Source organism: Sessilibacter sp. MAH1, assembly GCF_054658315.1.
This window is the reverse complement of sequence record NZ_BAAGIC010000002.1, coordinates 34,282-58,237: the sequence shown is the minus strand read 5'-3', so window position 1 is coordinate 58,237 and position 23,956 is coordinate 34,282. Positions and strand designations below refer to the sequence as shown.

Here is a 23,956-nt window from a genome sequence, read left to right as displayed (position 1 = left end):
GCGAGCGCACGGGGACGTAGGGGCTCGACTGACTGGAAGAAGATTAAGTCTATGACTGATGATGAAATTAAAAAGTCTGCAATGATAGACCCTGACGCGAAGGAATTAAGAAATGATGAGTTAGCCAGATTCCGAAGAAATACTCGTTAAATCCCGCCTAAAATCAGCTAACAAAAAGCTCAAGCGGAAGTTGAAAAGCGCACCGTTTAACTTGGAGTTAGAATTAAACGCCAAATCTTGAAAAATCACCAAAAACATATATTCAACTAAGAAACACCAATTACTAAAAGCGCCTTTGCAACTTTATCTATTAAAATAATAAGAAAATCCCTATGACATCTAGATCGGATATTACCGTTGTCTCCCAAGCAATTGGTCGAAAATATGGCGTTACCGAGTAAATTTTTTATGAAGGTACGATAAATATGCGCCAGCTAAATTCGGCATTAATCATAATAGTATCTATTGCTGTTGTTATATCGTATGCGACATTCATTAGCTTTTCGGAACACAGAGAATATTCGGATATTAGTTTAGATTATTTTCTACTGACACCAACAGAGCTATCGAAGTTGTCAAAGGAGTGTGAAGAGAGCCCTGCTTTTGTTTATAGCTCAGCAGATGGGCCCAAGCCGACTATCGTCACCTTAAACTGCACTATCCCCGTTAATAAGTTGGAAGAACAAATGCTCTCTGCTGGCTTCAGTTATGTGAACGGGTTTTATCAGAAAGAAGATGTACAGATACAGGTCACAAACGATGCAAAAGATAATGCCGTGATTTCAGTGGCATATCTCGGAAAGAATTAGCCTGACCTCAAGTTTAAACACTAGCTTCAAGTTTGTACTAAATCACACGACAAGTTGCTTGAATGTACTTTGAGGCGTCACCAGAGTTGGCCGAGGGATAGAAATCAAAGGCCAGAAAAAGATATTAAAAATGCCCTCAATTTAACATTTTGGACATTACTCCTATTGTACTTAACAGAACAGAAGCCTCTATTCTAAAAATAAAAATTACAACAGCTTTAATCCAAAGAGCATCGCATATGAATATAAAAATATTAGATAAAAGTGACCAAAAATCAGTGCATGAAATCATAGAAATTGGTTACCCGAAAAACATTGAATATATTGATGAGCTACTGTCTTGGACGTGTGATCCCAATTGGCCTATCGCAGGCTCCATTTACAGGTATTTTAGAAAACTCGGAAAAAGAGAGGTCCATAGCGTTCTTAAAGTGGCTGAAGCGGCCGATTTTGACTGGAGGTATAGCCTTATAACTCAAGTCATTTCTTCGTATGATAATGAAACACTGAATGAGTGTGTGAGTAGTTTGAAAAAATGGGCAACCCAAACAGGGTCGGAAGAATGCGACTTTGAGTCAATTCGAATTTTAACCGATAATGAGTTAATACCCGCTTCCGAGATATCTACGATCGCTAAAAGGAATTTATTTATCTATAACGTATGGATCAAAGAGACATTAGAGGCTTCCGGTAAAGCCATTTACTCATTTCCATTGGGTGAACATAAATTATAAAAACACCCAGTCTTGAAGACCGGGCCATTACAGGTATTTTATCTATTCTGCTTTTTTATTACTGCTTTCCGCGCATTTGATTTATCGCGTAATCCAACGAAAATTTATCGCTTCCTACTGGGGCCAGTAAAACAATAAAAATTAAAATTAAGCGCGTAAATGTGTGGCCGTCGATATCAAATAAGGGTTGTTGCAATGCGTGACCGTAGGTTGTAATAACTAATAATAATCCTGCGGCGATTAATGCGTATCTTGCCTGCAACCCAACTACAATCAAGGCACCTACTATTAACTCAAAATAAGGGATGCTGTAGCCTAGAAGATTGAGTAGCCATGTCGGTATCCAATGATCGGTAAAACCTTGCACAAAAAACTGCTCGGCGTGTTTTGCGGCGGTTAACGTAAAGACTTTCCAAATCCCTGCCATTAAAAATAATAAACCAACAACAGTTCTGGCAATAAAATTAACGTAAGGCCAATTGGGGTGCACGCTCATAGAATATCTACCGAATGAATTAGTATTTCCTTGAGAAACGAATCAACGTGTATTAAACACAAGATTAAACGCTCAAATCTGAAGAATTTTAGTGAGCAATGCTCAACTATAAACAAAAACTATTAAACCTTTTAATATAGCCAATTAAAATAGTGCTATATAATCTTTAAATTCACGCCAAAAAGCTTTAGTTTGAATAAACATTGCCGAAGTTATTAAAACGAGTTTGCATTAATAGTTTGTGCTCACGAATAACCCAAATCCATCCAAAGAATGAATAAACAGATGGTGTTGCGTAACACGCTAATGACAATTCATGCAGGGCTGAGGATAGAATATGCGACTGAATTTTTCAGACATCAACGTCAACGAATCCCACACATTGGCAACTACGGCACTGTCTTCAAACCATTTACAACGCGTAGAAATTCATATTAAAGATAATCTCGATAAAACATTCACGTTGATTGCGTTATCAGGCCCTAACAACCAGCTTCCTACAAAAACCTTGCGGCAAGGGCCTTTTTACGCAATTAGTCACGCTCGATCGGCACGAACGGCAATCAATAACGAGCTACTCAGATCAGGTTTTAAATTAACGGATGACGCCTCTATTTGGGAAATAAAAGCGCAAAGCGAAGTGAACAGAATTCGAGAAATTAAAGAAAAAAATAAAATGAATTATAAATTTGATCCCAAAGATGTGTACTTTGATTATTAAACCAGTACACATCTTTGGTTTGGTTCAATTATTTAATATTTTCTAAAAATTGGGAACGATTCTTTTCAAGTGTCATTAATCGAGATTTAAATTCTGCGATACGTTTTTTATTCTCGCCTAAATCGCTATAACCCACCCGCGATGCTGAACGAACATGCAACACTTTATTCTGTTCGTCCCAACGTAGTTCGAAATCATCGACAAATTTAAAAAACTTAGTCGAGAATTGAGCGGCACAATAGTAATCACGAATCTCCGTAACTTCTCCGCCCATGATCTCAATAACATCTCTAACCAAAGGCCACGGATTTTCAGCGAGCGATCCTGTCAGTGCTATCGCACGCACAGAATGTTTGTTATCTTCATGAAGTTCGCTAGAAATACAATTAGGCGCATTAGGACACGGCGTTAAAACGTCGTTTAAAAGACCTGGAGCACTATTTTTTTTAGAATCGTTCGCCAAATGTGCCAGCTTCAGCACAAAGAAGATAAATAGAACCGTTGCGACTAAAAATAGTGCGGTAGAAAGCTTGTGTGTCATTTATTATTTTCCTTTTACGAGCACAGCTTATTTGCACGTTTAACATCTATACAAGTTGTCATTCTATCAAGATGTATAAAATTCGTTAAGTCTTAAATAGAAAACGAACACTCGTTCCAATTAAATTATCACCTCTGTCAACCAAATAAGCCATCAAGCGTTACAGACAATACAGCCAAGTGGCTGCGGATTTCTTATGCGCTATTTAAACATAGCGTTGTAAACCTGTATTTACCAAGCACAAGTTTATTAAACACAGGTTTACAACGTTAATCACAGGCCTACAGCAGAGATGCTACCGTTAATTTTTCTTGCGATTCAATTACTTATCGTTTTTGAATTAAGGCGTAGGCTCAATTTTATTCGAAATTGACGTTTATTTAGTGTCATAAAACACATTAACGAACACTGATACTTAAGTGAGCACACAGGAGAGTTTGATAAATGCCATCAATTAAGACAAGTTTAACGGTTTTCTTAATTTTATACGCTACTGCGTTTAATTCTGCCCACGCATTTGGCGATGGTTCTAGAATCTTTCGCAGTTTTGATGAAAACAGCAACGGCTACATCGAGGCAGAAGAAATAGCCAACTTTAGGCTTCAACAGTTCACGAAAGCAGATAAAAACCAAGACGGTGTATTAACAGAAGACGAATTTGAAAAATTGGGTTCTCGATTCAAAAATCGATCACCCGATTCTCTTATCTTCTCAACCGTAGACACCAATCAAGACTTGGCGGTAAGTGAAAACGAATTATTAGAAGCCAAATCAATGATTGACTTAGGTGACACCGACTCAGATAACGCTTTAAGTCTTGAAGAGTTTCAAGCCGTTATCAAAAATCTGAAAGAAAAGCGTAAAGCGAAATAATGGCGAGTTAACGATTAACTGTTTACTGGTTTTACCAGAATTAACAATAAGAACGGATACCTTGGCATTGCTAGGAACTATAGGAACCACTGATTAACTCATCCATGATTTAATCAGTGGACAGAAATTGAAAATGTCATTTCCAATTTCTTCACAATTTCAATCACTTACCGTTCTTGAAATTGGCGGCACATCCTTGTGTCGCTGGAAACTCTAGGTTAATCAGAGTTTCCTATAAATAATCAGAGCTCCTAGTCATTCTTAATTCACTACTATTCGTAAGGTATTAAGTACATAACATTATGATCAAGATCGTAAATATTTCGGGAGCGAGCCAAAAATTCCGCGCCTAAAATACCGTAATTACGAATTGATGAAGTGGTTTGCAGAGAATCATCGTTAAACGAGAGATAAAGGGCGTTTATATCTTTAAAATCATAAGCATTTGTCGATATTTGGGTAATTTTTCGAAGAACTATTCCTTCAACTTTATCTGTCGGATATTTAGCATCAAAAATCTCATACTGGCTGCCCTTTATAATTTTTTTATCAAAAGAATTTGGAAAAAGTATTCCCGTAGGAATTGCAGATTCAATTGAAAGCAACATAGGCACAGGCGCATCGTTTTCATTAATTTGCACCGGTAATTTTGTAAAAATTTTGCCATTGTTACGTCGAACTGGAAGAGTTACGACGTTTTCATACTGGCTAAGCTCTGCTTTAAGATCGGTATCTTTGGGCCGCAATCTGAATTTATCATTTTTTCTATCGACATCTACAATATAGCTCGACAATAACAGCCCGCCAATATAGCCATCCACAGAAAAGTTGGGTGCTAATTTCTTTGTTAAAAACTCGTCCTCATTTACTCTAAATAAATTAACATTATCAAAAGTAGCGTCACCAATGTTGAGCGTTTTTCCTTTGGTAGCTATAAATCTGTCGTACTGTTCAAACCCAGGAATTAATTCGGGAGAGAAACCACCGCCTATGGATTGCCAACTAGCACCGCGAGTTCTTTTATTGCCAAGCAATACAGTGTCGTGAGAAGAAGTAGAGAATAAAAAATTTATCACCTGCCCCTTGTCGATTTGAACGGGTATAAATACCGAATCATCGGAGGGCCTCGATAACAAGAAATTGCGTTTGCTTAGCTCCCCTATTTGAAATGGAACAAACATCACATTTGGCTCTACCGAATTTATCGGGACTTCTGTTTCGATACCATTATTAACTTCAACCTTCCAATGTTCTGTTTTTTGGGCAGCACAACCAGAAAATATTAAACAAACAACGAATAAAAAGCCTTTTCTTGACATTAAAACTCCACAACCCTGTAAAAAATTAATATTAAAAAATTCAGTTATAATTTGACTAGAAAATATTTGAGCACAACTCTCATGATCAAAATTCTCAAATCAAATCGCTTAAATCAACGTTCTTAAATCAACGTTCTTAAATCAACACGGATCGATAAATTAAAAAGACGGCTAGAGTAAAGCAACAGCAAGGATAGTTAAAAGTTAATTTTTTAATATTTACGCACAGGCCTCCCATCTAACACTTTAGTTCAGCTAATTCGTAATAAAAATTTAAATCTTATCATTATTAAATATTTTAGATTTTGAGGGGAAATGGCAGATGAAGAGATTCAAAGAAATGCAGTATTTTGACGCGCATAAAATACTGCATCTAGAGGATGCTTTGAGTTACCTATCACTTAACCCAAAGCTTTTATAAACAGAACGTAAATAAAAGGTGAAGAGATGAGAGCTAAAACACTCAGACTTTTCTGAGTGTTTATGACCGTTAAAAATTAATCTCGGTTTGAAACCAATTCAGTTGCTAAATAAAACAAATTACCCAACTCTGGTTTAGACGGTAACTCTTCGGCAATTTGCGACATTACACTGCCAATAAAATGGATATTTTTAGGAAATATCAGTGCTGCCTGCGCTCTAAAAAACACGGTACCGATTAATTTATTGTCATCGGTTAGCGCAAAATGCAGTTCACGCATACATTTGGCTTGATCATCACTTTCGTGGTTATGATCGGGATAGTTGCTGATGGTAATCACGGCTCTTTTGGATTTTGGAAAACGCGTAAGACAATCCACCACATTTGCGATTTTCTTTTGCATTCCATCGCGATAATCACCCTGACCACCACCGCGTAGATTACTAAAATATTGTTTTTGGTCTTCGGTAATTTCTTTTTCTAGGTTCCAAGCGCTGTAAGCTTCTAAAACCGGTTTAGAAAATAATTCTGTCTCGACCAAATAATCAGACATGTCGAGCAATTGGGTGTAATTGCGCACCGAGTTCTCTTCGGTTGCTAACGTCATGTTTTGCCAAGCTTGTTGGCAGCTAATTGCGTTCATTATTATTCCAATAAAAAATTTGGCGAGTTGATTTAAAGGCTGTTGATTTAAAGACCGTTAATTTAAAGACCTAGGCAAATGGCTTTGGTATCGGTGAATTCTTCCAAACTGTGAATTCCCTGCTCTTTGCCAATACCAGACTGCTTAATGCCGCCGAAGGGAATATCTTGAGAGAACAATGCAGTAGAATTAGCGCCAATAGCGCCGGCGTCTATGGATTCTGAAAGTCGCGTTAAGCGACCATAATCTTGGCTAAATACGTAAGCTGCTAATCCAGCTTGAGTATCGTTTGCCAATTGAATCACTTCATCTTCGCTATCAAAAGCATACACACAAACAACGGGGCCGAATATTTCTTGCTGGTAGGCATTCATATCGGCCGTCATGTCCACCAAAAGTGCTGGATTGATAAATTTATTATCAATGATGTCGCCGCCGGTTATTACTCGGGCGCCCTTTTGGGTGGCATCCGTTATTAAATGATTGATACGTGTTACAGACACTTCATTAATTAACGGCCCAAGTTGGGTTGATTCATCAAAAGGATCGCCAACGGTTAGCTGGGTAATTTTAGCGTGCAGTTTTTCGATAAACGCCGCGTAAACATTTTTCTGTACAAAAAAGCGATTGGCGCCCACACAAATCTGGCCACCATTATAGAAGCGAGCGTTCATGGCCGCATTCGCAGCACGTTCTAAATCGGCATCGTCAAAAACAATAAAAGGCGCGTTACCGCCAAGCTCGAATGCAACGCGCTTGAGGGTAGAAGCACATTGTTCATACAAACGTTTACCGGTGGCGATAGATCCGGTGAAAGAAATCATGCGCACCGCATCTCTTTTACACAACACCTCGCCCACAGCTTGCGGCGACTTACACGGTAAAACATTGAGTACATTTGCCGGTAATCCGGCCACGGTTGCTAAACGAGCTAAAGCAAGAGCAATTAAAGGCGTCTCGTCGGAAGGCTTAACCACACAGGTGTTACCGGCAGCTATGGCAGCACCGGCTTTTACAATCATGGCGGCGGCAGGAAAATTCCAAGGCGTAATGCAAGCGACCACCCCCAAAGGTTGCTTAATGGTGTGAGCACGCAGGTTGTTGCTGTGACTGGGCAAAATTTCGCCCGTCATTCTTAAAGCACTTTCTGCATACCAATTGAGCATTGAAGCGCTGTGCTGAATTTCGCCCAGCGCTTCGGTAACAACCTTTCCAGACTCTAGCGTAAGTATTTTGGCAAGATCATATTGATGCTCCAGTATCACGCTGGCCCAACGACGCAAAATCTCGGCTCGTTCACGAACAAAGTAGGTTTTCCAACTCGCGAAGGCTTGGCTCGATAACTCCACGGCACGAACTGCGTCATCACCGCTGGCATCGGCCACGTGCTGCACAATTGATTTTGCGTATGGATCAAGCACAGCGAAAACGTCACTGCGATTTTCGGCTTGGTTATTAATCCATAACCCTGTGACTAAAACATCTGAGTTGTCTAACTCAATTCTCATCCAAATAACTTCTTATTAGGTAATTTGTTAAGGAAACTCTGATTAACCTAGAGTTTCCCGCGACACAAGGATGTGTCGCCAATTTCAAGAACGGTAAGTGATTGAAATTGTGAAGAAATTGGAAATCACATTTTCAATTTCTGTCCTCTGATTAAATCATGGATGAGTTAATCAGAGGTTCCTTAACTAAGTTGTTCGCTAAGGTTTACGCAGAAAATAGCAATTAACCACAATTAAAAATAATGGCCGTATTCGTCTTTTAGCGCTGGCCATTCGGTTTTCATAAACTGCATCATGCGTTCATGACAATCTACATTAGGACTTACCCAACCTTCAGCAATGGAGGTATAACCTTCACCCAAATAGTAGCTTTCGTCGGCTGCGAAATGCATAGGCAGGTGATCGAAGCTGCGAATGCCGATGGTAGTACGAGGATTTTCTAAACGTGGCACCCGGTGGCGCAGATTAACGTTATCAAAAATAACAATGTCGCCCGCATTCAAAGAAGGTTTGTGTACCACACCTGTCGCGTTATCAACGATCTCAATGCCCTTGCCGTCGTTTTCGTTGGCAATAACCAACACGGCAACGTAACGCGGCAGAATGCCTTCTAGTAAACGGAACTCAATACCGTCGCCCGCGCGTTGGGTTTTCAGGTATTCGCCATCAAAGTGCTCACCAACCGGCTTGCTGCCACTGAAATAATTTTGATAGTTGAGCATACAACGAGCCGCCGGAGAGACTTTTGATCCGGTGATCTCGGCCAACAGGCGATTGTGATCTTTTAAGAATTTATCAATTGCGTTGAAACCTGTGTGGTCCACGCGAGGTAAATCACTTTCACCTTCGGACAACATCAATGCGTGAGAAACGCGAGTCTCGGTAGAGTCAGACGGATATACACTGTGAAGCGCTAGATTTTCAGGGGTATAGGCTGCTTTGATCAGTTGTTCTGAATCATTTTTTAACGCTTCTAGTTCTTCTGCGTTGTAAAAAGCTTCCAATCGCACGAAACCCTGCTCTTTCATACTCTGGAATAGTTGTGAAACCTGCATAAACACTCACCTTTGAATTAGGAATCGGCAATCAAATCGGCTATTGTTAACCGGTTAACAGGCTAAGTTTAGAGAAAGACAGTGCCGCAATAAAGCGCTTCCTGTGCAATCTGCCGACAAAATTACTACTTTCATGATTCGCCTCAACCGGAATCGCCCTATTGTCGAATCTTAAAGACGATCGAAAGAGCGTTCTTTATCCAAATTCATGCTCAACGCAATCGATTTTGAATGTATTTAAATGGCTCGACGGGTTCAGTGATTGAAAAAGAATATCAAGATATTAGGTAAATCGTTGAAGAAAGCGTAAAAATGTTCGTTAAAACTTACGCTGAGATAGCGTTATTTGAGCTCAATTTGAGTGATTATCCAACATATTGCGAGACGTTAGGGAGTTGTAATTCACTGTACGTTGAAAATATCGGTTAAAAAGCATCTTCTAAAGTTGCATTTACTGATGATTATGTTGAAATCTAATCCACTTAGTCAGTCAGGTTTTATATTCTGTACTGATCGCGTGAATCATCCAATCCGTTGAACTCACTTAAGCAGACAAACTCGGAAACATCGACTCATGTTTATTCAGTCTTAACAAGCAGCCTGCTCTGTTAAGACCGGCCATAAACCGAGTGTTAAGACGTTTCTAACACAGTGTTGATTATGTCTTTCCCAGATAATCAAAGAGCAATAAGCAGGTGCGGCATTTTTTTGATCGCACAAGAAATAGAAACACACAACGAGATTTGATTTTGACAACCCTTACCAGCCTCCTCGGAATTGCCCTACTCCTCATTTTTGGATTTCTAATTTCAAAAACAAAATCGGCCATCAATTGGCGTACCGTTGGAATTGCCTTCGCGTTGCAGTTCAGCATTGGCGCATTCGCTTTGTATTTACCCATTGGCCAAACCGTACTCAATGCGATTTCTTCCGGTATTTCCCAGGTACTCAGCTACGGCACCGACGGTATTCAATTCTTGTTTGGTGACCTTGGCAAAATGAAGCTCGGCTTTATTTTTGCGTTTAACGTGTTACCCGTGATTATCTTTTTCTCCGCATTAATCTCGCTGCTGTATTACATTGGCATCATGGGTTGGGTTGTAAAAATATTGGGTGGCGGCCTGCAAAAACTGTTGGGCACCAGTAAAGCCGAATCCATGTCGGCGACGGCCAATATCTTTGTCAGCCAAACCGAAGCCCCGGTGGTTATTCGCCCTTATATTCCAAGCATGACTCAATCAGAAATATTCGCCGTTATGGTTGGCGGTATGGCAACGGTTGCAGGTTCGGTATTAGCCGGTTATGTGGGTCTTGGCGTGGAATTAAAATATCTGCTGGCGGCGAGCTTTATGGCGGCGCCGGGTGGATTTTTGATGGCCAAACTGTTGGTGCCAGAGACTGAAAAAGTCACCGAGCACGAAAAAATCATCGCCAATAACCGCCACGAATATGTGAACGTTTTTGACGCCGCCGCCGGTGGTGCCAGTAATGGTTTAATGCTCGCCGTAAATATTGGCGCGATGTTGCTGGCGTTTATTGCTTTGATTGCATTATTAAACGGAATGCTGGGTGGAATTGGCGGCTGGTTTGGTGTTGAAGATTTAACCTTGCAAAGAATTTTAGGTTATCTGTTCCAACCTGTTGCATTTGTGCTGGGCATTCCTTGGTCAGAAACACATTTAGCTGGCGCGCTTATTGGTCAAAAGCTTGTGCTTAATGAGTTTGTTGCCTACGTTGAGTTCTCTGAAATCAAAGATCAGATGAGCCCTTACACTCAAGCTATTGTGACTTTTGCATTGTGTGGATTTGCCAACTTCTCATCCATTGCCATTCAGTTGGGTGGCTTAGGTGTTATGGCGCCAAACAGACGTGGTGATATCGCAAAGCTTGGCTTACGTGCGGTGCTTGCGGCGTTTATGGCAAATCTTATGAACGCCGCAATCGCAGGCTTCTTTATTTCCCTTAGCTAGATTTTATTTGACTCTTAATTTTACCAATAATGAATCTTACCGGTTGCACTTTCAGCCACTGATTAATTTAGTTGCTGTCTGTGGATCTGAATAACAGCCTCTGGAACACAAATAATGGAAGCTCTGATTAACTTGGAGTTTCCAACAACACGAACAAGCATCTCAGACTTCAAAGATGATCAGTGATTGTTGTTATGGCGAAAGTTGTTATGGCGAAAATTGTCATGACGAAAAAAGTTATCATAGCGACATTAGACATCGCGTTTTTTGAGTTCTGATTTCGGTCATCAGATAAAATCACAGAGGCGTTAATCTGACGCTTCAGTTTTCCCCAACATGCTTCGATTTTTTTCCCCAACATAGAGATATCGCCATACAGATATCGTCGATCTTACCAACTCAACTTCGCTAAGGCCTATTTAAAGAAGCGTAACATGTGCGCTAGAAAACCACGGGCTCACGTGTGGGCTTATACAACAACCACGCATTTCTCCATTTAATAATTTTACCCGAAGGCATGGTTACGTCTTCAACAACATTGTCCCAAGGCGCCTGACAGGGAACTACATTATCGTTTCGATTAGTTCGCCAAAATTGAACGCGATTTTGGACTTGTGGATTGCCGCGATTTCGGTAAATCCAGCGCAACTCCGAATGCGTAATCGTTCGTTCCTTGTCGACACCTCGACGCGCTTTGCCCCGAGGTAAATCTTGGGCCAAGATATTTTGCTGATCATCTTGGTAACAATGTGTTTTCGTGACCACAGCACCCATGTCGATTCCATCGAGAATGAAATGAATGTGACCGCGTCCGTTACGGATCGTCCACTCCATTCCAAATTTGGATTTAGCACGCCAAGCGTCATTTGCCTTAACAGAGCTGGCGATCTGCGCAAAGGCTTCTTCATCGTTATCAAAGCTGCGAATGTGGTTCATGTAACGTGCGTACCGAGGGTGCCGCTCGTTCTCCCGCAAAAAATTCTTCCAATCTTTGCGCACGGTCTTACTTTGCTGCCCCATCATACCTTTACGATACTGATCAACCGTAGCAGGTGCCTGCGCCTCAGCGATCTGTACACCAAGGCGAATAACCAATCGATTACGCATAGGCGACAAACCATACAATAAATCGCCGGCGGTAAAATCAAAATTAAACGGAGCTTGTAATGGCATAGTTTAAAACCCCTGATCACGATGTGTGAAATGCCGTTTACAAAAATAGGTTTCAGCAAACTCTGTAAGCCAAACACTATAAAAACGGCGTTATTAATGGTTTGCAAAAATCTTGATGTTCAGATGCGTTTATTCGCGACACAACTTTCAGAAATTCGGCGTTGATATTCTTAAAATCCAATATAAACGAAAAACCTCTGCACTTTGATTTGTGCGACGCTCATACATGTTCTGCCCACTGATTACATCAAAGATGAGTAAATCAGTGGTTCCCATGGTTTTCTTAATTTTTCTAAAGTAGATAAATCAAAAATAAAGCTCGTCTTCCTACGCTTACCAATATGAAATTTAAAACCCATAAGCTTCTATTAACGAAAACTCTAGATTAATCAGAGGTCTCCTACTCTTAATTGATAGAGAATAGACAAACGAAAGCTCACGTCTATTACAACGAATTACAGCGAGAGTAAGCGCGCCTTAAAAGCTCTTAAATAGAAAATTGATCTGAAAATCGGAAGTGAAAACCTAAAGGCAACGCCTTTTGAGAAAATAAACGACACACTAAAACGAACGGTCAAACAATAACAAAGGTGAGCCAACAAAAATCTATTCACCAAAGACTGCTCTTTGTTAAAAAAAGAATCCCACACAAAAGACAGTCGTACCAACGCGACTGAGACCATCCTAAATACAACATAAGGGTTTTAATCTGTTAGACACCCCAAATGTGTAGAGCTTAGCGGAGCTATTACTCTTTAAAGGAAACACCGATTAAATCAGCTGTACGTATATATGGAGGATTTTATCGAAAGACACGAATCAGATTTGAGATTACAGAAAATAGTTTTCGGAAAGCCTACTATTCCACTGCTGCCATAAAAATCCACTACTCTCATATAAATCAGCGCCCATAAAAATCTGCAACGCTAATCGAATCAGAGTCTACTCTTATTATAAAAACTAGATTCTCTTATTACTTTTTTTCAATAAATACGCCGTTAACGTCGTTGGTTACCAATGTAAGGAATATTAAAAGAGTTATAGGAAACTCTGATTAACCTAGAGTTTCTCGCGACACAAGGATGTGTCGCCAATTTCAAGAACGGTAAGTGATTGAAATTGTGAAGAAATTGGAAATCACACTTTCAATTTCTGTCCTCTGATTAAATCATGGATGAGTTAATCAGAGGTTCCTATAGGTATTAAAAATACCGCAACTCAAAACTCCAGATAATTACTTTGTTTTTTTACAATTCAATAATTCTAACTGTTATTTTTTATTTGTGAGATAAAAACACTATCACACTGATAGCTTTTTAAAAGAAATAGCAAAAAAAAATGTCCGCCGCATTTTATTTTTTATTGGCGCATGAACTTTTTTTGCCATTCAAATCTCGAAAAAGAGCATGTGCTATTGTTTTTTTGCTCATCAAAACAAAAAATGTTAATCAGTTCTGATTTCCTAAATGTAAAGTTTTATTGATTATAATTTACTAAAGACGAACAAAGTCGAATCGTTCAAAATGTAAAATAATTAATAAACCTCGTGTTTTCCGGCAAAAACTCTATAAAAATATGATCGGACGCGGCCGAATTAAATTCACATTTATTTGCATTCGTAATTTATTTTTAACCTTCTCAAAATAAATTCCATACATATTTTTTATCTATTAAAAAAATAAATATTTTTGAAATTTTAATCAGTCTAGTTTTATTTATTTCCCATGGTAGGATTCTCCCCGTTGCGTTAACCGACTTAAACACGCAACACTATTTTATTAATTGCCTTTAATTATTTTTAATTAATTAACGATTTTTAAAATAAGCTACTGATTTAGCATTTCTGACTAGGCTAATAAAACCTCACCAAGTTACGCGAGATTTAAAGTAACGGTGTTGTAAATCTACTTAATCATCTATCTAAATAAGGGAAGAATTATGATGAAGATGAAAAAACTATCAGCGATTTTAATCGCATCGTCTTTGGGTATGGCCGCTAGCTCTGTATTCGCAGAAGAGTCTGCTACCGGCAGTCAATCAAAATCTCAATCTGTTGGTTACATCGGTAAACTAAGTAAGTCTACCATCCAAGCTGGTAACCTATGGCGCTTGCAAGCAGTTGGTTATGACGATTTTTACTCTTCTGTTGATAACCTATCAGAGCGCGTTAAATTCTGGCACAACGTTGCACTAGACACCGTAGCTCTTGACCACACTCCGCCTTCTCAAGACGAACCAGCTCCTGCTAACCAAGGTGGCCCAACTCGCACCAGCCGCGCATTAGCCATGGTACAAGTTGCTGTTTTTGATGCATTAAACGCAATTGAAGACGAATACAACCCATACGCTGCAACTGATCTAGTTGCTCCTGCAAACGCATCTCCTCATGCAGCAGTTGCTTTCGCAGCATTCCGTACTCTTAAGCGTTTGTACCCAGCTCAAGAAGTGCGTTTAAAAGAAATTCGCGACGAAGAAATTACTCGTATTAAATCATTCACCGACCAAGCTAGCTATAAAGCAGGTAAAGACGTAGGTATTGCTGCATTTAAAGCAATGCGCGACCTTCGTGCTGGTGACCGTTCTGGCCGTGCAGAGGCAGACTTCGGTGAAGGCGGACGTGTAGCCGGTGGCGCAAACGTTACTTATTTCGGTACTAAAGTAAACGGCGGCACTCGTAACATCGGTGAATGGCAACCAGATCCAAACACTCCTCCAACTGCGGGTGAATTTAACCTTGCTCTAGGTGCTTACTGGGGTAACGTTAAGCCATTCTTCATGGCAGCTGGCGATCAATTCCGTATTGCTCCACCTCCAGCACTAGACGGTGAAGAATACGCAGAAGCTTATGCAGGCGTTGCAGCTATTGGTGGTGCTCCTACCAATACTAATACCGTTAGCACTGGTACCGACGAAACTCGTTTCATTGGTAACTACTGGGGTTACGATGGCGTACCTTTAATCGGTGTACCACCACGTATTTACAACCAAATCGCAATCCAAATCGCTAAAGCAGAAGGTCTTACTGATCCTCTAGAACTTGCACGTACTCTTGCAATGGTTAACATCGGTATGGCTGATGTTGGTATTGCTGCATGGGATAGTAAATTCTTCTACAACTTGTGGCGTCCAGTTACTGGTATTCGCAGCGAAGACTTGAACCCAGGCACAGTTAAAGACATTACTTGGGACCCAGTTGGCGTTTCTGTAATTAACACTGAAGAGCCTGTTCGTCCTACTCCTCCATTCCCAGCTTACCCAAGTGGTCACGCTGCATTCGGTGGTGTAACCTTCGAAATTCTTCGTGATTTGTTAGGCGATGACACTCCATTTACTTTCGTTTCTGACGAATACAATGGTTTAGGTTTCGACCCATTCCACCCAGACGTTCCACGTCCATTCGTACCAGTTCGTTTTGAGCGTCTAACCGATGCCCAAGAACAAAATGGTATTAGCCGTGTATACAACGGTGTTCACTGGAGCTTTGACGATATCGCTGGTCAAGGTCAAGGTACCGCTATTGGTCGTTACTTGTTGAACGATATCGATGCATTTAAACCAAAATGGTAATTTCGGTTTAATAGCGTTAAAAACTTAAGTTTAGTTAGCATCCCTTACAACACAGGATGTGTTGCTAACATAAACTCCTAAAAGTTGTTGAATGTGTATTGAGCTGGCAAAGATGCACGTTCAACAGCTGGCGCTCTGATTAATTAAAGGAATAATTTTTTAGAACGCCTTTTTACATTTAGTGATTCCTCTTAATTTTGCATCAAGTTGCAAAGACATTGCTCTACAGAAATATCAGAGTTATTTATAAACGAGTTATTTATAAACGAGCTATTTATAAACTCGTTATTCATACACATAGGTACACAGGGAATACCAGAACACAAAGGTTTTGAACTATGAAATATTTACGACTCTTTATTTTAGCCTTAGTAGCATCTACCTTTATCGGCAATACAGTTTCTGCCGAAGAACTGCAAAGCACAGTCGCTAAAAAAGAAATTGTTGAACTATTACCAGAAGATTTTAAACCCGCGTTTACCCGCGAAACGGTTATTAAATTAAACGCTATCGTAAAACGCTCTTTTGATGCTATTAACGATTACGACGACAGTATTCGAGAAGTACGAGCAGTTGTTGCAGACGCCATGAAGCCGGATGCAACCGACGATGCCAAACAAATTGCGATGAAAAAGATTTCTCACATTAACGATCTAATGCAAGCGTCTAAGTCAGCATTAATGGATATGAAAGCTGCTGAAGTGGAATTGCGAAACAGCGGTGAAGAATACAATAGCGCCATTTTGGCCGGTATGATTGATTTCGTAGAAGACGTCGCCAGAGAAATTTCTGCTCAAGAGAAAAATTTACCGTCTTTTTCAGAACAAGCAAATAGCTAAGACATTGCCTATCACGTGCACCACTACCCAAATTACGATGTAAAAAAGTAGTATCGTAGCTTATAAAAAAGCCCTTAAGGAAATAACTTAAGGGCTTTTTAGTATTCAAGAATCATTAAATCTCAAAGGGTTTAATGACAAACTCTAAGAGCCTCTGATTAACTCATCCATGATTTAATCAGAGGACAGAAATTGACAATGCGATTTCCAATTTCTTCACAATTTCAATCACTTACCGTTCTTGACATTGGCGACACCTCCTTGTGTCGCGAGAAACTCTAGGTTAATCAGAGTTTCTTATGTTCACTAGAAACCATTTTCACGCAAGCGCTGCTGCAAAAAATCACCCGCAGAAATAGGCGCAAACTGCTTACCTTCGCCTTGGAATTGATCCAAGCATTCCAACATTACGCTGTTTCTTGGATGAACAAAAAACGGTATGGAATAACGCGGCTTACTCATATCACTTGGGTTAACTACGCGGTGGATCGTTGCCGGTAATTGATTATTGGTGAGGCGAGCCATCATATCGCCGGTATCGATAACCAAGTCACCTTCTTGATTTTCTACTGCCAGCCATTCGCCATTGCGATCCAATAATTCTAAACCGGAATCGGTAGCGCCAATCAGCAAGGTCATTAAATTAATATCGCCATGGGCCGCCGCACGAATACTGCTGCCAACGTTTAAGCCATCGAGCGCGGGATAATGAATCAAACGCTGAATGGAATTGCCATCGGTAATCATGTCTACAAAGAAATTGTCGTCCAAGTTCATGGCTTGCGCCAAGGCAACAAACAAGGTTTTTGCCACATCTTCTAACGAATGATATAACTCCGAGAAGAACGGCTTAAATTCGGGAATCTCCTCTGGCCAAACATTTTTTGGATATTCATTAATATACGGGCTTGTGTTATCAAGCTCAGGGCCAACATGCCAGTATTCTTTTAAATCGGGGAAATCGTTACCGGCCGCTTTTTCTTTTCCGAAACTGATATAACCACGCTGGCCAGAACCGGTCTCGTAATTCGATTTGCTCTGCAACGGTAAATTAAATAACGACTGCGTAAGAGAGTACGCTTTATTAAAGGTATCTTGCGAAATACCGTGATCGCTGATAACCACAAATCCATACTCAGAAAGCGCCTGATACAAAGCCGTGGCGAACGCGGTTTTCTCAGCGGGGCCGGTTGCTTGACTGTATTGCGCAAGGCTGAGTTTTGGGACCTGACGAAGTTCTGACATACTAAAAACCTTACTGTAAATGTAAAAATACACCGGAAAAGTTAACTCACTCGGTACATCGACCAGTATCGAGCTACTGCGGTAAAACCCCTGTTTAAATCAGAGGTTTTAAACGCTTAGAGCGTGAATGAACCCGGCAATAATTTATCGATTGTTGTGTCAGTCACTTGATCAGAATCACAAATTGAAATGATTCGCGCATTTTCAGAGAATTCTTTTATAAACTGACGGCAAGCGCCACAGGGCGGCGTTGGTGTTGGTGTTGGCGTGTAAATAACCAAAGTATGGATCGTACGCGAACCTTTGGTTACCGCCGAGCAAATAGCGTTACGCTCTGCGCAAATGGTTAATCCGTAAGAAACGTTTTCGACGTTTACACCAGTAAACAGATCGCCATTTTCATCGTAATACGCGGCCGCTACTGGAAAGTTACTGTAGGGCGAATAGGTTTTAGCAGCAACATCTTTGGCTGCTTGTTTTAATTGTTCTATATCCATTGTTAACCTTAATTTAAATCGCCAAATTTATTGAGGCGTGAGTCGTGGGCTTTATCTAGCCATTCATACTTTATTGAATAGCCGTAAGCACCAAATCATTACCTTGAGAATATTACACCGAGCCTACGGCGATACGAAAGCTCTAAGACATCACCACCTGTTCTCAAAACGGCACCCTGAAAACCACACACATCAAACGGTAAAATTCTTCTACCACGGCACTAAATGTGAGGTGTGTATCGGATAATTCGTTGTCTGGTTGAGCATAATACATCCATTCAAGATCAACCTTTACTCTTAATCAAGCAAATACAATTGTTAAGTGAACGTGATGATCTGAGCGCTCGAACTCGCTCTACGAACCGAACACATAAGACGTTAAAGCGAGCCGAGTTATTCAAAACTATTTTGGGAAGCTCTGACTAACTCATTCACATATTCATTAACAGTTTCTTTTCACCATTATCCAACTTTAAAAGCTGACCAAACACCCGGGAAACGAGCAGTTTTTTGAGTGATATACGAACTTTAAACAGACTCTACTGCTGATTTAAACAGCTGAGGTTTAACGAATTTATTCGTCGTCTAGACACCATTGAACCACTTTGATGACTGTGCGCGAGCTGATACTCACAGGCGACAAAAAACCACATAAGCAGTTTTGATTTTTAATAATTTTAGGGGGTTTAAATGCGCAAAAAATTATGCGTAATGATAGGAATAATTACCACGGCGCTGGCGAGCAACACCGCTTTCGCACAATCTAACGAAAAAGTACTCGAAGAAATTACCGTTACCGCCACCAAGCGTGAGCAAAGTATTTACGAAGTGCCTATCGCGATCTCTGCTTTTGATGGCGATAAGCTCGCCGAGCAAGGTATTTTAGATATCGTCGATATTGGTAAATTTGTTCCCAACCTCAACATCACTCAGTTCTCCGCCGGTCACAACTCCTCTTCCAACCCATTCATTCGCGGTATCGGCTTACAAGATCACTTAATCACCACCGATCCCGGTGTAAGCGTTTATGTCGATGGTGTTTATCTGGGTCGCCAGGTAGGACAAAACTGGAACCTTACCAACATCGAACGCATTGAAGTGTTGCGCGGCCCGCAGGGCACACTGTACGGACGTAACTCCATTGGTGGCGCCATTAACATCATCACTAAAGATCCAGGTTCCGATCCCGGCGCGACGGCCTCGGTTGAAGCAGGTACTCGCGACCGTTTAAACGGTGATTTTTACGCAGATTTAAATTTATCAGACACGGTGGCCTTCAGTATTACCGGCGGATTTAAACGTCGCGGTGGTATTGGTGAGTTCACCAACCTGCCCAACGCTCGCTACGATGTCGGTGAAAACGAAGAAACCTTCTCACGAGTTGCGCTTAAATACGAACCCTCCGATTCGTTTCGCTTAGTGATTGCCGCAGACGCCAACGACGGTGAAGGCGGCTTGCGCCCTTACGACACGCTCATCGATGAAATTCCTACGGGCGCGCTTTACCAAGCCGGTTTCAGAAACTCAGACCAAGCGCCTGATCCTTTCGACAATGCCACAACCCAAGCCGATCAAACCGTGGTAACCAACGAAGCCAGCGGCATTTCGTTAACGGTTGATTGGGACTGGAGCGAGACCTTATCTTCGCGCGTTATTGCCAGCCAGCGTGAGTCTGAATATTCCGCGGGTTTAGACGACGACAGTCTTGCCGAAAACTTTTTGGCTTTCCCTGAGCGCGGCGATGCCGATCAAATCTCTATCGAGTTCCAATTAAACGGTGATTTTGGGAATTGGGATTTTGTCTCTGGTCTTTATTACTTCGAAGAAGAAGGATCTAACACCCAAACCAACACCTTCTTTAACGGCTCTGGCCCAGGATTTTTCTTTATCGGCCAAGAAGTGGAAAGTACCGCCATATTCGCCAACGTAGGCTTTGATATTACCGAACAATTCCGCGTTGCCGTAGGCTTGCGCTACACCGAAGACGACAAAGAAGCCGAAACCGATGTTGGCATTGGTTTATTTACCGGTGACGCTGACTTTGACGAAGTTAGCTGGGATATCTCTGCAACCTACACCTTCGAAAACGGCAACAGCATTTACGGCGCCATTCAAAACGGTTATCAATCAGGTCAGTTCCCCGCCCGCCCATTCTGTTTATTCGGCGACGCTAACTGTTTCTTCGCCAGTGACAACATTACCGCAATCAACTACGAAATCGGCATCAAAGGTCAGCTTCTTCCCGGTGTGCTAATGAGCGCTGCGGTGTTTTACACCGAATACGAAGACTTGCCTTATCAGGTAAGCACTACCACCGGCCAAGGTTTTGCAACAACTAATTTAATTGTTGAACAAACCTCGGTAGGTTTTGAGTGGGAAACCACAATTAGCCTAACCGACGCGTTTTCAATTCAGGCAAGTCTCGGTTTAATTGACGTAGACGTAGATGAGCAAAACGGTGTTAAACCCGAAGCACCATTAACACCCGATGTCACCTTCTCCATTGGGCCTGAATACAACTGGACTCTTGGCAATGGCGGCTTAATTTCCGCACGTGTTGACTACTCTTACCGCGATGAAATGTTTGGTGAACCTACCGACGACCCAGGTCGATTTACCAGAATTGATAGCCGCGAATTGATCAACGCCAATATTGCGTATCATTCGCCCGATGATAATTGGAGCTTATCGCTGTACGGACGCAACATTACCGACGAACGCTACGACAACGCTCGCTTAAATACCGGTGATTATGTATTGCGAATTTTAAGTAACGACCCTAGCGAATTTGGTTTGCGCTTTGCGACTCGTTTTCAATAATTCGAAATCTAAATCTAGAAAAGCCTTAAAAACCACCCTCAACTGGGTGGTTTTTTATTTCATTGAAAATACGACTTACAATTTCTTCACAATTTTAATCACTTACAGTTCTTGAAATTGGCGACACATCCCTGCATCGCTGGAAACTCAAGATTAAGCAAACAAACTCAAAATTTTGATTGCAAGATACGCAATAAACGCTATCATTTTGCCATGAATGAAAAACACATTATAAAAATATCCAAATTTTTAAGCTTAATCCTCAGACACAATCCCCAAAAAATAAACCTCACGCTCGATGCCAACGGCTGGGCGAACATCGACGATATTATTGCCAATTCCAAACATCTTACTCTCACAAAAGAGCTAATTTTATTGGTTGTCGAACGTAACGATAAAAAACGCTTTGCATTAAATGATGACCATACCAAAATTCGCGCGAGCCAAGGCCATTCAATTGCCATTGAATTAGGTTTGGCCGCCAAAGAGCCGCCTGAAATTCTCTACCACGGCACTGCCGAACGATTTGTCGATAGCATTAAACAACAAGGACTTATCAAGAAAAATCGACAACATGTACACCTATCCAGTAATAAAAATACGGCAGTTAATGTCGGCCAAAGATACGGAAAACCACAGGTTTTAGTCATTAATACTAAAGCAATGAGACAAGATGGAATTGAATTTTATTTATCTGAAAACAATGTTTGGTTGGTAGATTCTGTGGCAGTCAAATACATTTCTTTTTAATTACAAACTTTTCAATCACAGGCATTTAACTCTTTGCGGTTTTTATAGCCTGAGAAATTTCTTCTCACCTAAACTTCTAACCGAATATAGGTTCTGAAAAATCATACACATAAAAAAGCACCTTCAAAAGGTGCTTTTTAGAAACAGAACAATCAAGATTTTATTCGCCAGCCATCATCTTCATAAATTCTTCGCCGGTGAACTTAGGAGTATCTTCGGCAAAGCAGTAATAATTTGGCTTTTCATCAATAAAAATTTGCGCTGCCATGACTGCATCATCCGATAAATTTAAAAAGCCGGCGGTCATCATATACTGATCTTTTGGTTTCAAGTAGTAATACAGATGCGTTCCGCATTTTGAACAAAATGCGCGATCAGCCCACTGCGAAGAGTTATAGGCAGTAATGTTTTCTTTACCGTCAATAACCACATCACTTTGGCAATCTACCGCAAGATAAGGACCACCACCCCAGGTTCTGCACATGCTGCAATGACAAACACCGACTACCTTAGCCGCAGAAGGCGCTTCAATAGACACTGCACCACACAAACAACTGCCAGATACCTTCTCTGTATCAGCCATTGAAATCTCCTTACTTTGTAATGAAAATAGTTCAACAATAGGCACCTCCGATTAATTCATGAAGGAGTTAGTCAGAGGTTACTAAAAAGTTTGTATTCTTTCTTCAAGCTTACAATAATAGAATTTGAAAATCCGTGCTATTACCCTATTTTCAACCAATAAAACAAATTATTTGAGCAGATCTTAGTTTAACTACAAGAAACTGCAATTAAACCAGAGCTCTCTGTAATTATTGATTTAATGCGTTAAATATAAAACCCAAAACTAAATTACCGTTATGCAGTTAAATCTGACTCAATGAGCTAATGACTTTTTACGGTTGATCATATTAACAACCAACAAAATAACTGCACCAGCAACAATTCCGGTAACTGCATTAATGAGTACGTGTGCTAAACCACTCCAAAAACTCGCCGCGTAAACGCCATGAAACATTTCATCAATCCAATGAATTAATTCATGAGAAATGGGTAATCCGTGCAACAAGATGCCGCCACCCACCAAAAACATCGCAGCTGTACCAACAATGGTTAATGTTTTTAAAATATAAGGGCAAATCGCCAAAATAGCTTTACCAACAGATCGTTTAAACGAAAACTCCGAGCTAGTCTGATCAGCCTTTTTAATTAAAAATAAGCCTAAATCGTCTAATTTAACAATACCAGCAACAACACCATAGACACCGATGGTCATCACCAAAGCGATACCCGCAACCACACCTATTTGTATAGCAAGAGAAGATTCTTGAACGGTTCCCAAAGTAATTACTACGATTTCTGCGGATAAAATAAAATCAGTACGAATTGCACCTTTAATTTTATCTTTTTCAAATTCTTCCAAACTGATGTTAGGATCATGAAGCGCTGTTAAAACCTCCTTTTTGTGCTCGTCGTCTTTGGTGAATTTATGCACTAATTTCTCAAAGCCTTCGAAACATAAAAAAGCGCCACCTAACATTAATAAAGGAATAATTAGCCACGGTATAAAAGCACTGATCAATAGTGCCGCGGGAACCAATATACATTTGTTTTTTAATGATCCCAGTGCAACTGCCCAAACCACCGGCAACTCTCTATCGGCACGAACCCCAGTGACCTGCTCGGCATTAAGTGCCAAATCATCGCCCAAAACACCTGCGGTTTTTTTGGCAGCCACCTTAGTCATTAAAGCAACATCATCCAAAATAGTGGCGATATCATCCAACAACGCTAATAGACCTGTTGCCATTTCAACTCCTTCAACTCGAAAACTACGCCAGTACAATTCACTAACATCTGATTAATCCATCCTTGAACTCACCAGACAATAGAAGAAATTGATTTCAATTACTTCACATCCCAATCAAGATCGTTGTTGGAACATCCTTGCCTCACCAAAAACTTCTTTTCAATC

Annotated in this window: 20 protein-coding genes; 9 read left to right on the top strand and 11 right to left on the bottom strand. The window is 40.7% G+C overall.

The window, feature by feature from the left end; all coding sequences use genetic code 11:
- The first annotated feature begins 425 nt into the window (after positions 1-425).
- Positions 426-809, top strand: coding sequence for a hypothetical protein (locus tag ACYQ28_RS02135; protein WP_460047728.1), 384 nt, complete (start codon positions 426-428; stop codon positions 807-809).
- Positions 810-1,048: 239 nt separating this feature from the next.
- Entirely contained in the window at positions 1,049-1,543 is a 495-nt protein-coding gene (locus tag ACYQ28_RS02130; RefSeq protein WP_460047726.1) for a DUF5071 domain-containing protein, read from the top strand.
- A gap of 58 nt (positions 1,544-1,601) precedes the next feature.
- Here the strand turns inward: ACYQ28_RS02130 and ACYQ28_RS02125 are convergent, their stop codons facing one another.
- Positions 1,602-2,039 carry a DoxX family protein gene (locus ACYQ28_RS02125; protein ID WP_460047724.1) on the bottom strand — a complete coding sequence of 146 codons (438 nt, stop codon included), beginning with the start codon at positions 2,037-2,039 and terminating at the stop codon, positions 1,602-1,604.
- 337 nt (positions 2,040-2,376) lie between these two features.
- Here ACYQ28_RS02125 and ACYQ28_RS02120 point away from each other — a divergent pair, with 337 nt between their 5' ends.
- On the top strand, positions 2,377-2,760 hold the full coding sequence (locus ACYQ28_RS02120; protein WP_460047722.1) for a PA4575 family protein: 384 nt from the start codon (positions 2,377-2,379) through the stop codon (positions 2,758-2,760).
- Between the two features lie 28 nt (positions 2,761-2,788).
- Here ACYQ28_RS02120 and ACYQ28_RS02115 read toward each other — a convergent pair whose 3' ends face one another.
- Complete coding sequence (locus ACYQ28_RS02115; protein ID WP_460047720.1) at positions 2,789-3,301, bottom strand: DUF1499 domain-containing protein; 513 nt, start codon at positions 3,299-3,301, stop codon at positions 2,789-2,791.
- Between the two features lie 444 nt (positions 3,302-3,745).
- Between ACYQ28_RS02115 and ACYQ28_RS02110 the strand changes: the two genes are divergently transcribed.
- Positions 3,746-4,174: an EF-hand domain-containing protein gene (locus ACYQ28_RS02110; protein ID WP_460047718.1), complete on the top strand. Its 429-nt coding sequence runs from the start codon at positions 3,746-3,748 to the stop codon at positions 4,172-4,174.
- A 272-nt stretch (positions 4,175-4,446) separates the two neighbouring features.
- On the opposite strand, the gene ACYQ28_RS02105 is transcribed toward ACYQ28_RS02110, so the two are convergent.
- The 4 genes from ACYQ28_RS02105 to ACYQ28_RS02090 all read right to left on the bottom strand — a co-directional run bounded on the left by ACYQ28_RS02105 (position 4,447) and on the right by ACYQ28_RS02090 (position 9,120).
- Entirely contained in the window at positions 4,447-5,493 is a 1,047-nt protein-coding gene (locus tag ACYQ28_RS02105) for a hypothetical protein (protein WP_460047717.1), read from the bottom strand.
- A 497-nt stretch (positions 5,494-5,990) separates the two neighbouring features.
- Positions 5,991-6,557: a thymidylate synthase family protein gene (locus tag ACYQ28_RS02100; protein ID WP_460047715.1), complete on the bottom strand. Its 567-nt coding sequence runs from the start codon at positions 6,555-6,557 to the stop codon at positions 5,991-5,993.
- A 62-nt stretch (positions 6,558-6,619) separates the two neighbouring features.
- Positions 6,620-8,065 carry an NAD-dependent succinate-semialdehyde dehydrogenase gene (locus ACYQ28_RS02095; RefSeq protein WP_460047713.1) on the bottom strand — a complete coding sequence of 482 codons (1,446 nt, stop codon included), beginning with the start codon at positions 8,063-8,065 and terminating at the stop codon, positions 6,620-6,622.
- Positions 8,066-8,298: 233 nt separating this feature from the next.
- The gene (locus ACYQ28_RS02090; protein WP_460047712.1) at positions 8,299-9,120 is read right to left on the bottom strand and encodes a hypothetical protein; all 822 of its coding nucleotides are present in this window, start codon (positions 9,118-9,120) and stop codon (positions 8,299-8,301) included.
- Between the two features lie 749 nt (positions 9,121-9,869).
- Between ACYQ28_RS02090 and ACYQ28_RS02085 the strand changes: the two genes are divergently transcribed.
- Entirely contained in the window at positions 9,870-11,090 is a 1,221-nt protein-coding gene (locus ACYQ28_RS02085) for a NupC/NupG family nucleoside CNT transporter (RefSeq protein ID WP_460047710.1), read from the top strand.
- A gap of 441 nt (positions 11,091-11,531) precedes the next feature.
- On the opposite strand, the gene ACYQ28_RS02080 is transcribed toward ACYQ28_RS02085, so the two are convergent.
- Complete coding sequence (locus ACYQ28_RS02080) at positions 11,532-12,263, bottom strand: hypothetical protein (protein ID WP_460047708.1); 732 nt, start codon at positions 12,261-12,263, stop codon at positions 11,532-11,534.
- 1,947 nt (positions 12,264-14,210) lie between these two features.
- Here ACYQ28_RS02080 and ACYQ28_RS02075 point away from each other — a divergent pair.
- Positions 14,211-15,830, top strand: coding sequence for a vanadium-dependent haloperoxidase (locus tag ACYQ28_RS02075; RefSeq protein ID WP_460047706.1), 1,620 nt, complete (start codon positions 14,211-14,213; stop codon positions 15,828-15,830).
- Between the two features lie 338 nt (positions 15,831-16,168).
- Positions 16,169-16,669 carry a hypothetical protein gene (locus ACYQ28_RS02070; protein WP_460047705.1) on the top strand — a complete coding sequence of 167 codons (501 nt, stop codon included), beginning with the start codon at positions 16,169-16,171 and terminating at the stop codon, positions 16,667-16,669.
- A 306-nt stretch (positions 16,670-16,975) separates the two neighbouring features.
- Here ACYQ28_RS02070 and ACYQ28_RS02065 read toward each other — a convergent pair whose 3' ends face one another.
- Together ACYQ28_RS02065 and cdd are read right to left on the bottom strand one after the other, a co-directional pair.
- Positions 16,976-17,914 carry an isopenicillin N synthase family dioxygenase gene (locus ACYQ28_RS02065; RefSeq protein ID WP_460047703.1) on the bottom strand — a complete coding sequence of 313 codons (939 nt, stop codon included), beginning with the start codon at positions 17,912-17,914 and terminating at the stop codon, positions 16,976-16,978.
- Positions 17,915-18,030: 116 nt separating this feature from the next.
- Complete coding sequence (gene cdd, locus ACYQ28_RS02060; protein WP_460047701.1) at positions 18,031-18,411, bottom strand: cytidine deaminase; 381 nt, start codon at positions 18,409-18,411, stop codon at positions 18,031-18,033.
- A 690-nt stretch (positions 18,412-19,101) separates the two neighbouring features.
- Here cdd and ACYQ28_RS02055 point away from each other — a divergent pair.
- Entirely contained in the window at positions 19,102-21,231 is a 2,130-nt protein-coding gene (locus ACYQ28_RS02055) for a TonB-dependent receptor (RefSeq protein WP_460047699.1), read from the top strand.
- A gap of 213 nt (positions 21,232-21,444) precedes the next feature.
- Complete coding sequence (locus tag ACYQ28_RS02050) at positions 21,445-21,981, top strand: RNA 2'-phosphotransferase (RefSeq protein ID WP_460047698.1); 537 nt, start codon at positions 21,445-21,447, stop codon at positions 21,979-21,981.
- 160 nt (positions 21,982-22,141) lie between these two features.
- Here ACYQ28_RS02050 and ACYQ28_RS02045 read toward each other — a convergent pair whose 3' ends face one another.
- Together ACYQ28_RS02045 and ACYQ28_RS02040 are read right to left on the bottom strand one after the other, a co-directional pair.
- Entirely contained in the window at positions 22,142-22,564 is a 423-nt protein-coding gene (locus tag ACYQ28_RS02045) for a GFA family protein (protein ID WP_460047696.1), read from the bottom strand.
- Positions 22,565-22,858: 294 nt separating this feature from the next.
- The gene (locus tag ACYQ28_RS02040) at positions 22,859-23,791 is read right to left on the bottom strand and encodes a DUF808 domain-containing protein (RefSeq protein WP_460047694.1); all 933 of its coding nucleotides are present in this window, start codon (positions 23,789-23,791) and stop codon (positions 22,859-22,861) included.
- Between the last annotated feature and the right edge of the window lie 165 nt (positions 23,792-23,956).

Coding starts and splice junctions, on each gene's coding strand:
- ACYQ28_RS02130 (WP_460047726.1), top strand. CDS start 1,049: ATGAATATAAAAATATTAGATAAAAGTGACCAAAAATCAGTGCATGAA.
- ACYQ28_RS02110 (WP_460047718.1), top strand. CDS start 3,746: ATGCCATCAATTAAGACAAGTTTAACGGTTTTCTTAATTTTATACGCT.
- ACYQ28_RS02090 (WP_460047712.1), bottom strand. CDS start 9,120: ATGCAGGTTTCACAACTATTCCAGAGTATGAAAGAGCAGGGTTTCGTG.
- ACYQ28_RS02100 (WP_460047715.1), bottom strand. CDS start 6,557: ATGAACGCAATTAGCTGCCAACAAGCTTGGCAAAACATGACGTTAGCA.
- ACYQ28_RS02055 (WP_460047699.1), top strand. CDS start 19,102: ATGCGCAAAAAATTATGCGTAATGATAGGAATAATTACCACGGCGCTG.
- ACYQ28_RS02075 (WP_460047706.1), top strand. CDS start 14,211: ATGAAAAAACTATCAGCGATTTTAATCGCATCGTCTTTGGGTATGGCC.
- ACYQ28_RS02095 (WP_460047713.1), bottom strand. CDS start 8,065: ATGAGAATTGAGTTAGACAACTCAGATGTTTTAGTCACAGGGTTATGG.
- ACYQ28_RS02115 (WP_460047720.1), bottom strand. CDS start 3,301: ATGACACACAAGCTTTCTACCGCACTATTTTTAGTCGCAACGGTTCTA.
- ACYQ28_RS02050 (WP_460047698.1), top strand. CDS start 21,445: ATGAATGAAAAACACATTATAAAAATATCCAAATTTTTAAGCTTAATC.
- ACYQ28_RS02065 (WP_460047703.1), bottom strand. CDS start 17,914: ATGTCAGAACTTCGTCAGGTCCCAAAACTCAGCCTTGCGCAATACAGT.
- ACYQ28_RS02135 (WP_460047728.1), top strand. CDS start 426: ATGCGCCAGCTAAATTCGGCATTAATCATAATAGTATCTATTGCTGTT.
- ACYQ28_RS02105 (WP_460047717.1), bottom strand. CDS start 5,493: ATGTCAAGAAAAGGCTTTTTATTCGTTGTTTGTTTAATATTTTCTGGT.
- ACYQ28_RS02040 (WP_460047694.1), bottom strand. CDS start 23,791: ATGGCAACAGGTCTATTAGCGTTGTTGGATGATATCGCCACTATTTTG.
- cdd (WP_460047701.1), bottom strand. CDS start 18,411: ATGGATATAGAACAATTAAAACAAGCAGCCAAAGATGTTGCTGCTAAA.
- ACYQ28_RS02070 (WP_460047705.1), top strand. CDS start 16,169: ATGAAATATTTACGACTCTTTATTTTAGCCTTAGTAGCATCTACCTTT.
- ACYQ28_RS02045 (WP_460047696.1), bottom strand. CDS start 22,564: ATGGCTGATACAGAGAAGGTATCTGGCAGTTGTTTGTGTGGTGCAGTG.
- ACYQ28_RS02080 (WP_460047708.1), bottom strand. CDS start 12,263: ATGCCATTACAAGCTCCGTTTAATTTTGATTTTACCGCCGGCGATTTA.
- ACYQ28_RS02120 (WP_460047722.1), top strand. CDS start 2,377: ATGCGACTGAATTTTTCAGACATCAACGTCAACGAATCCCACACATTG.
- ACYQ28_RS02125 (WP_460047724.1), bottom strand. CDS start 2,039: ATGAGCGTGCACCCCAATTGGCCTTACGTTAATTTTATTGCCAGAACT.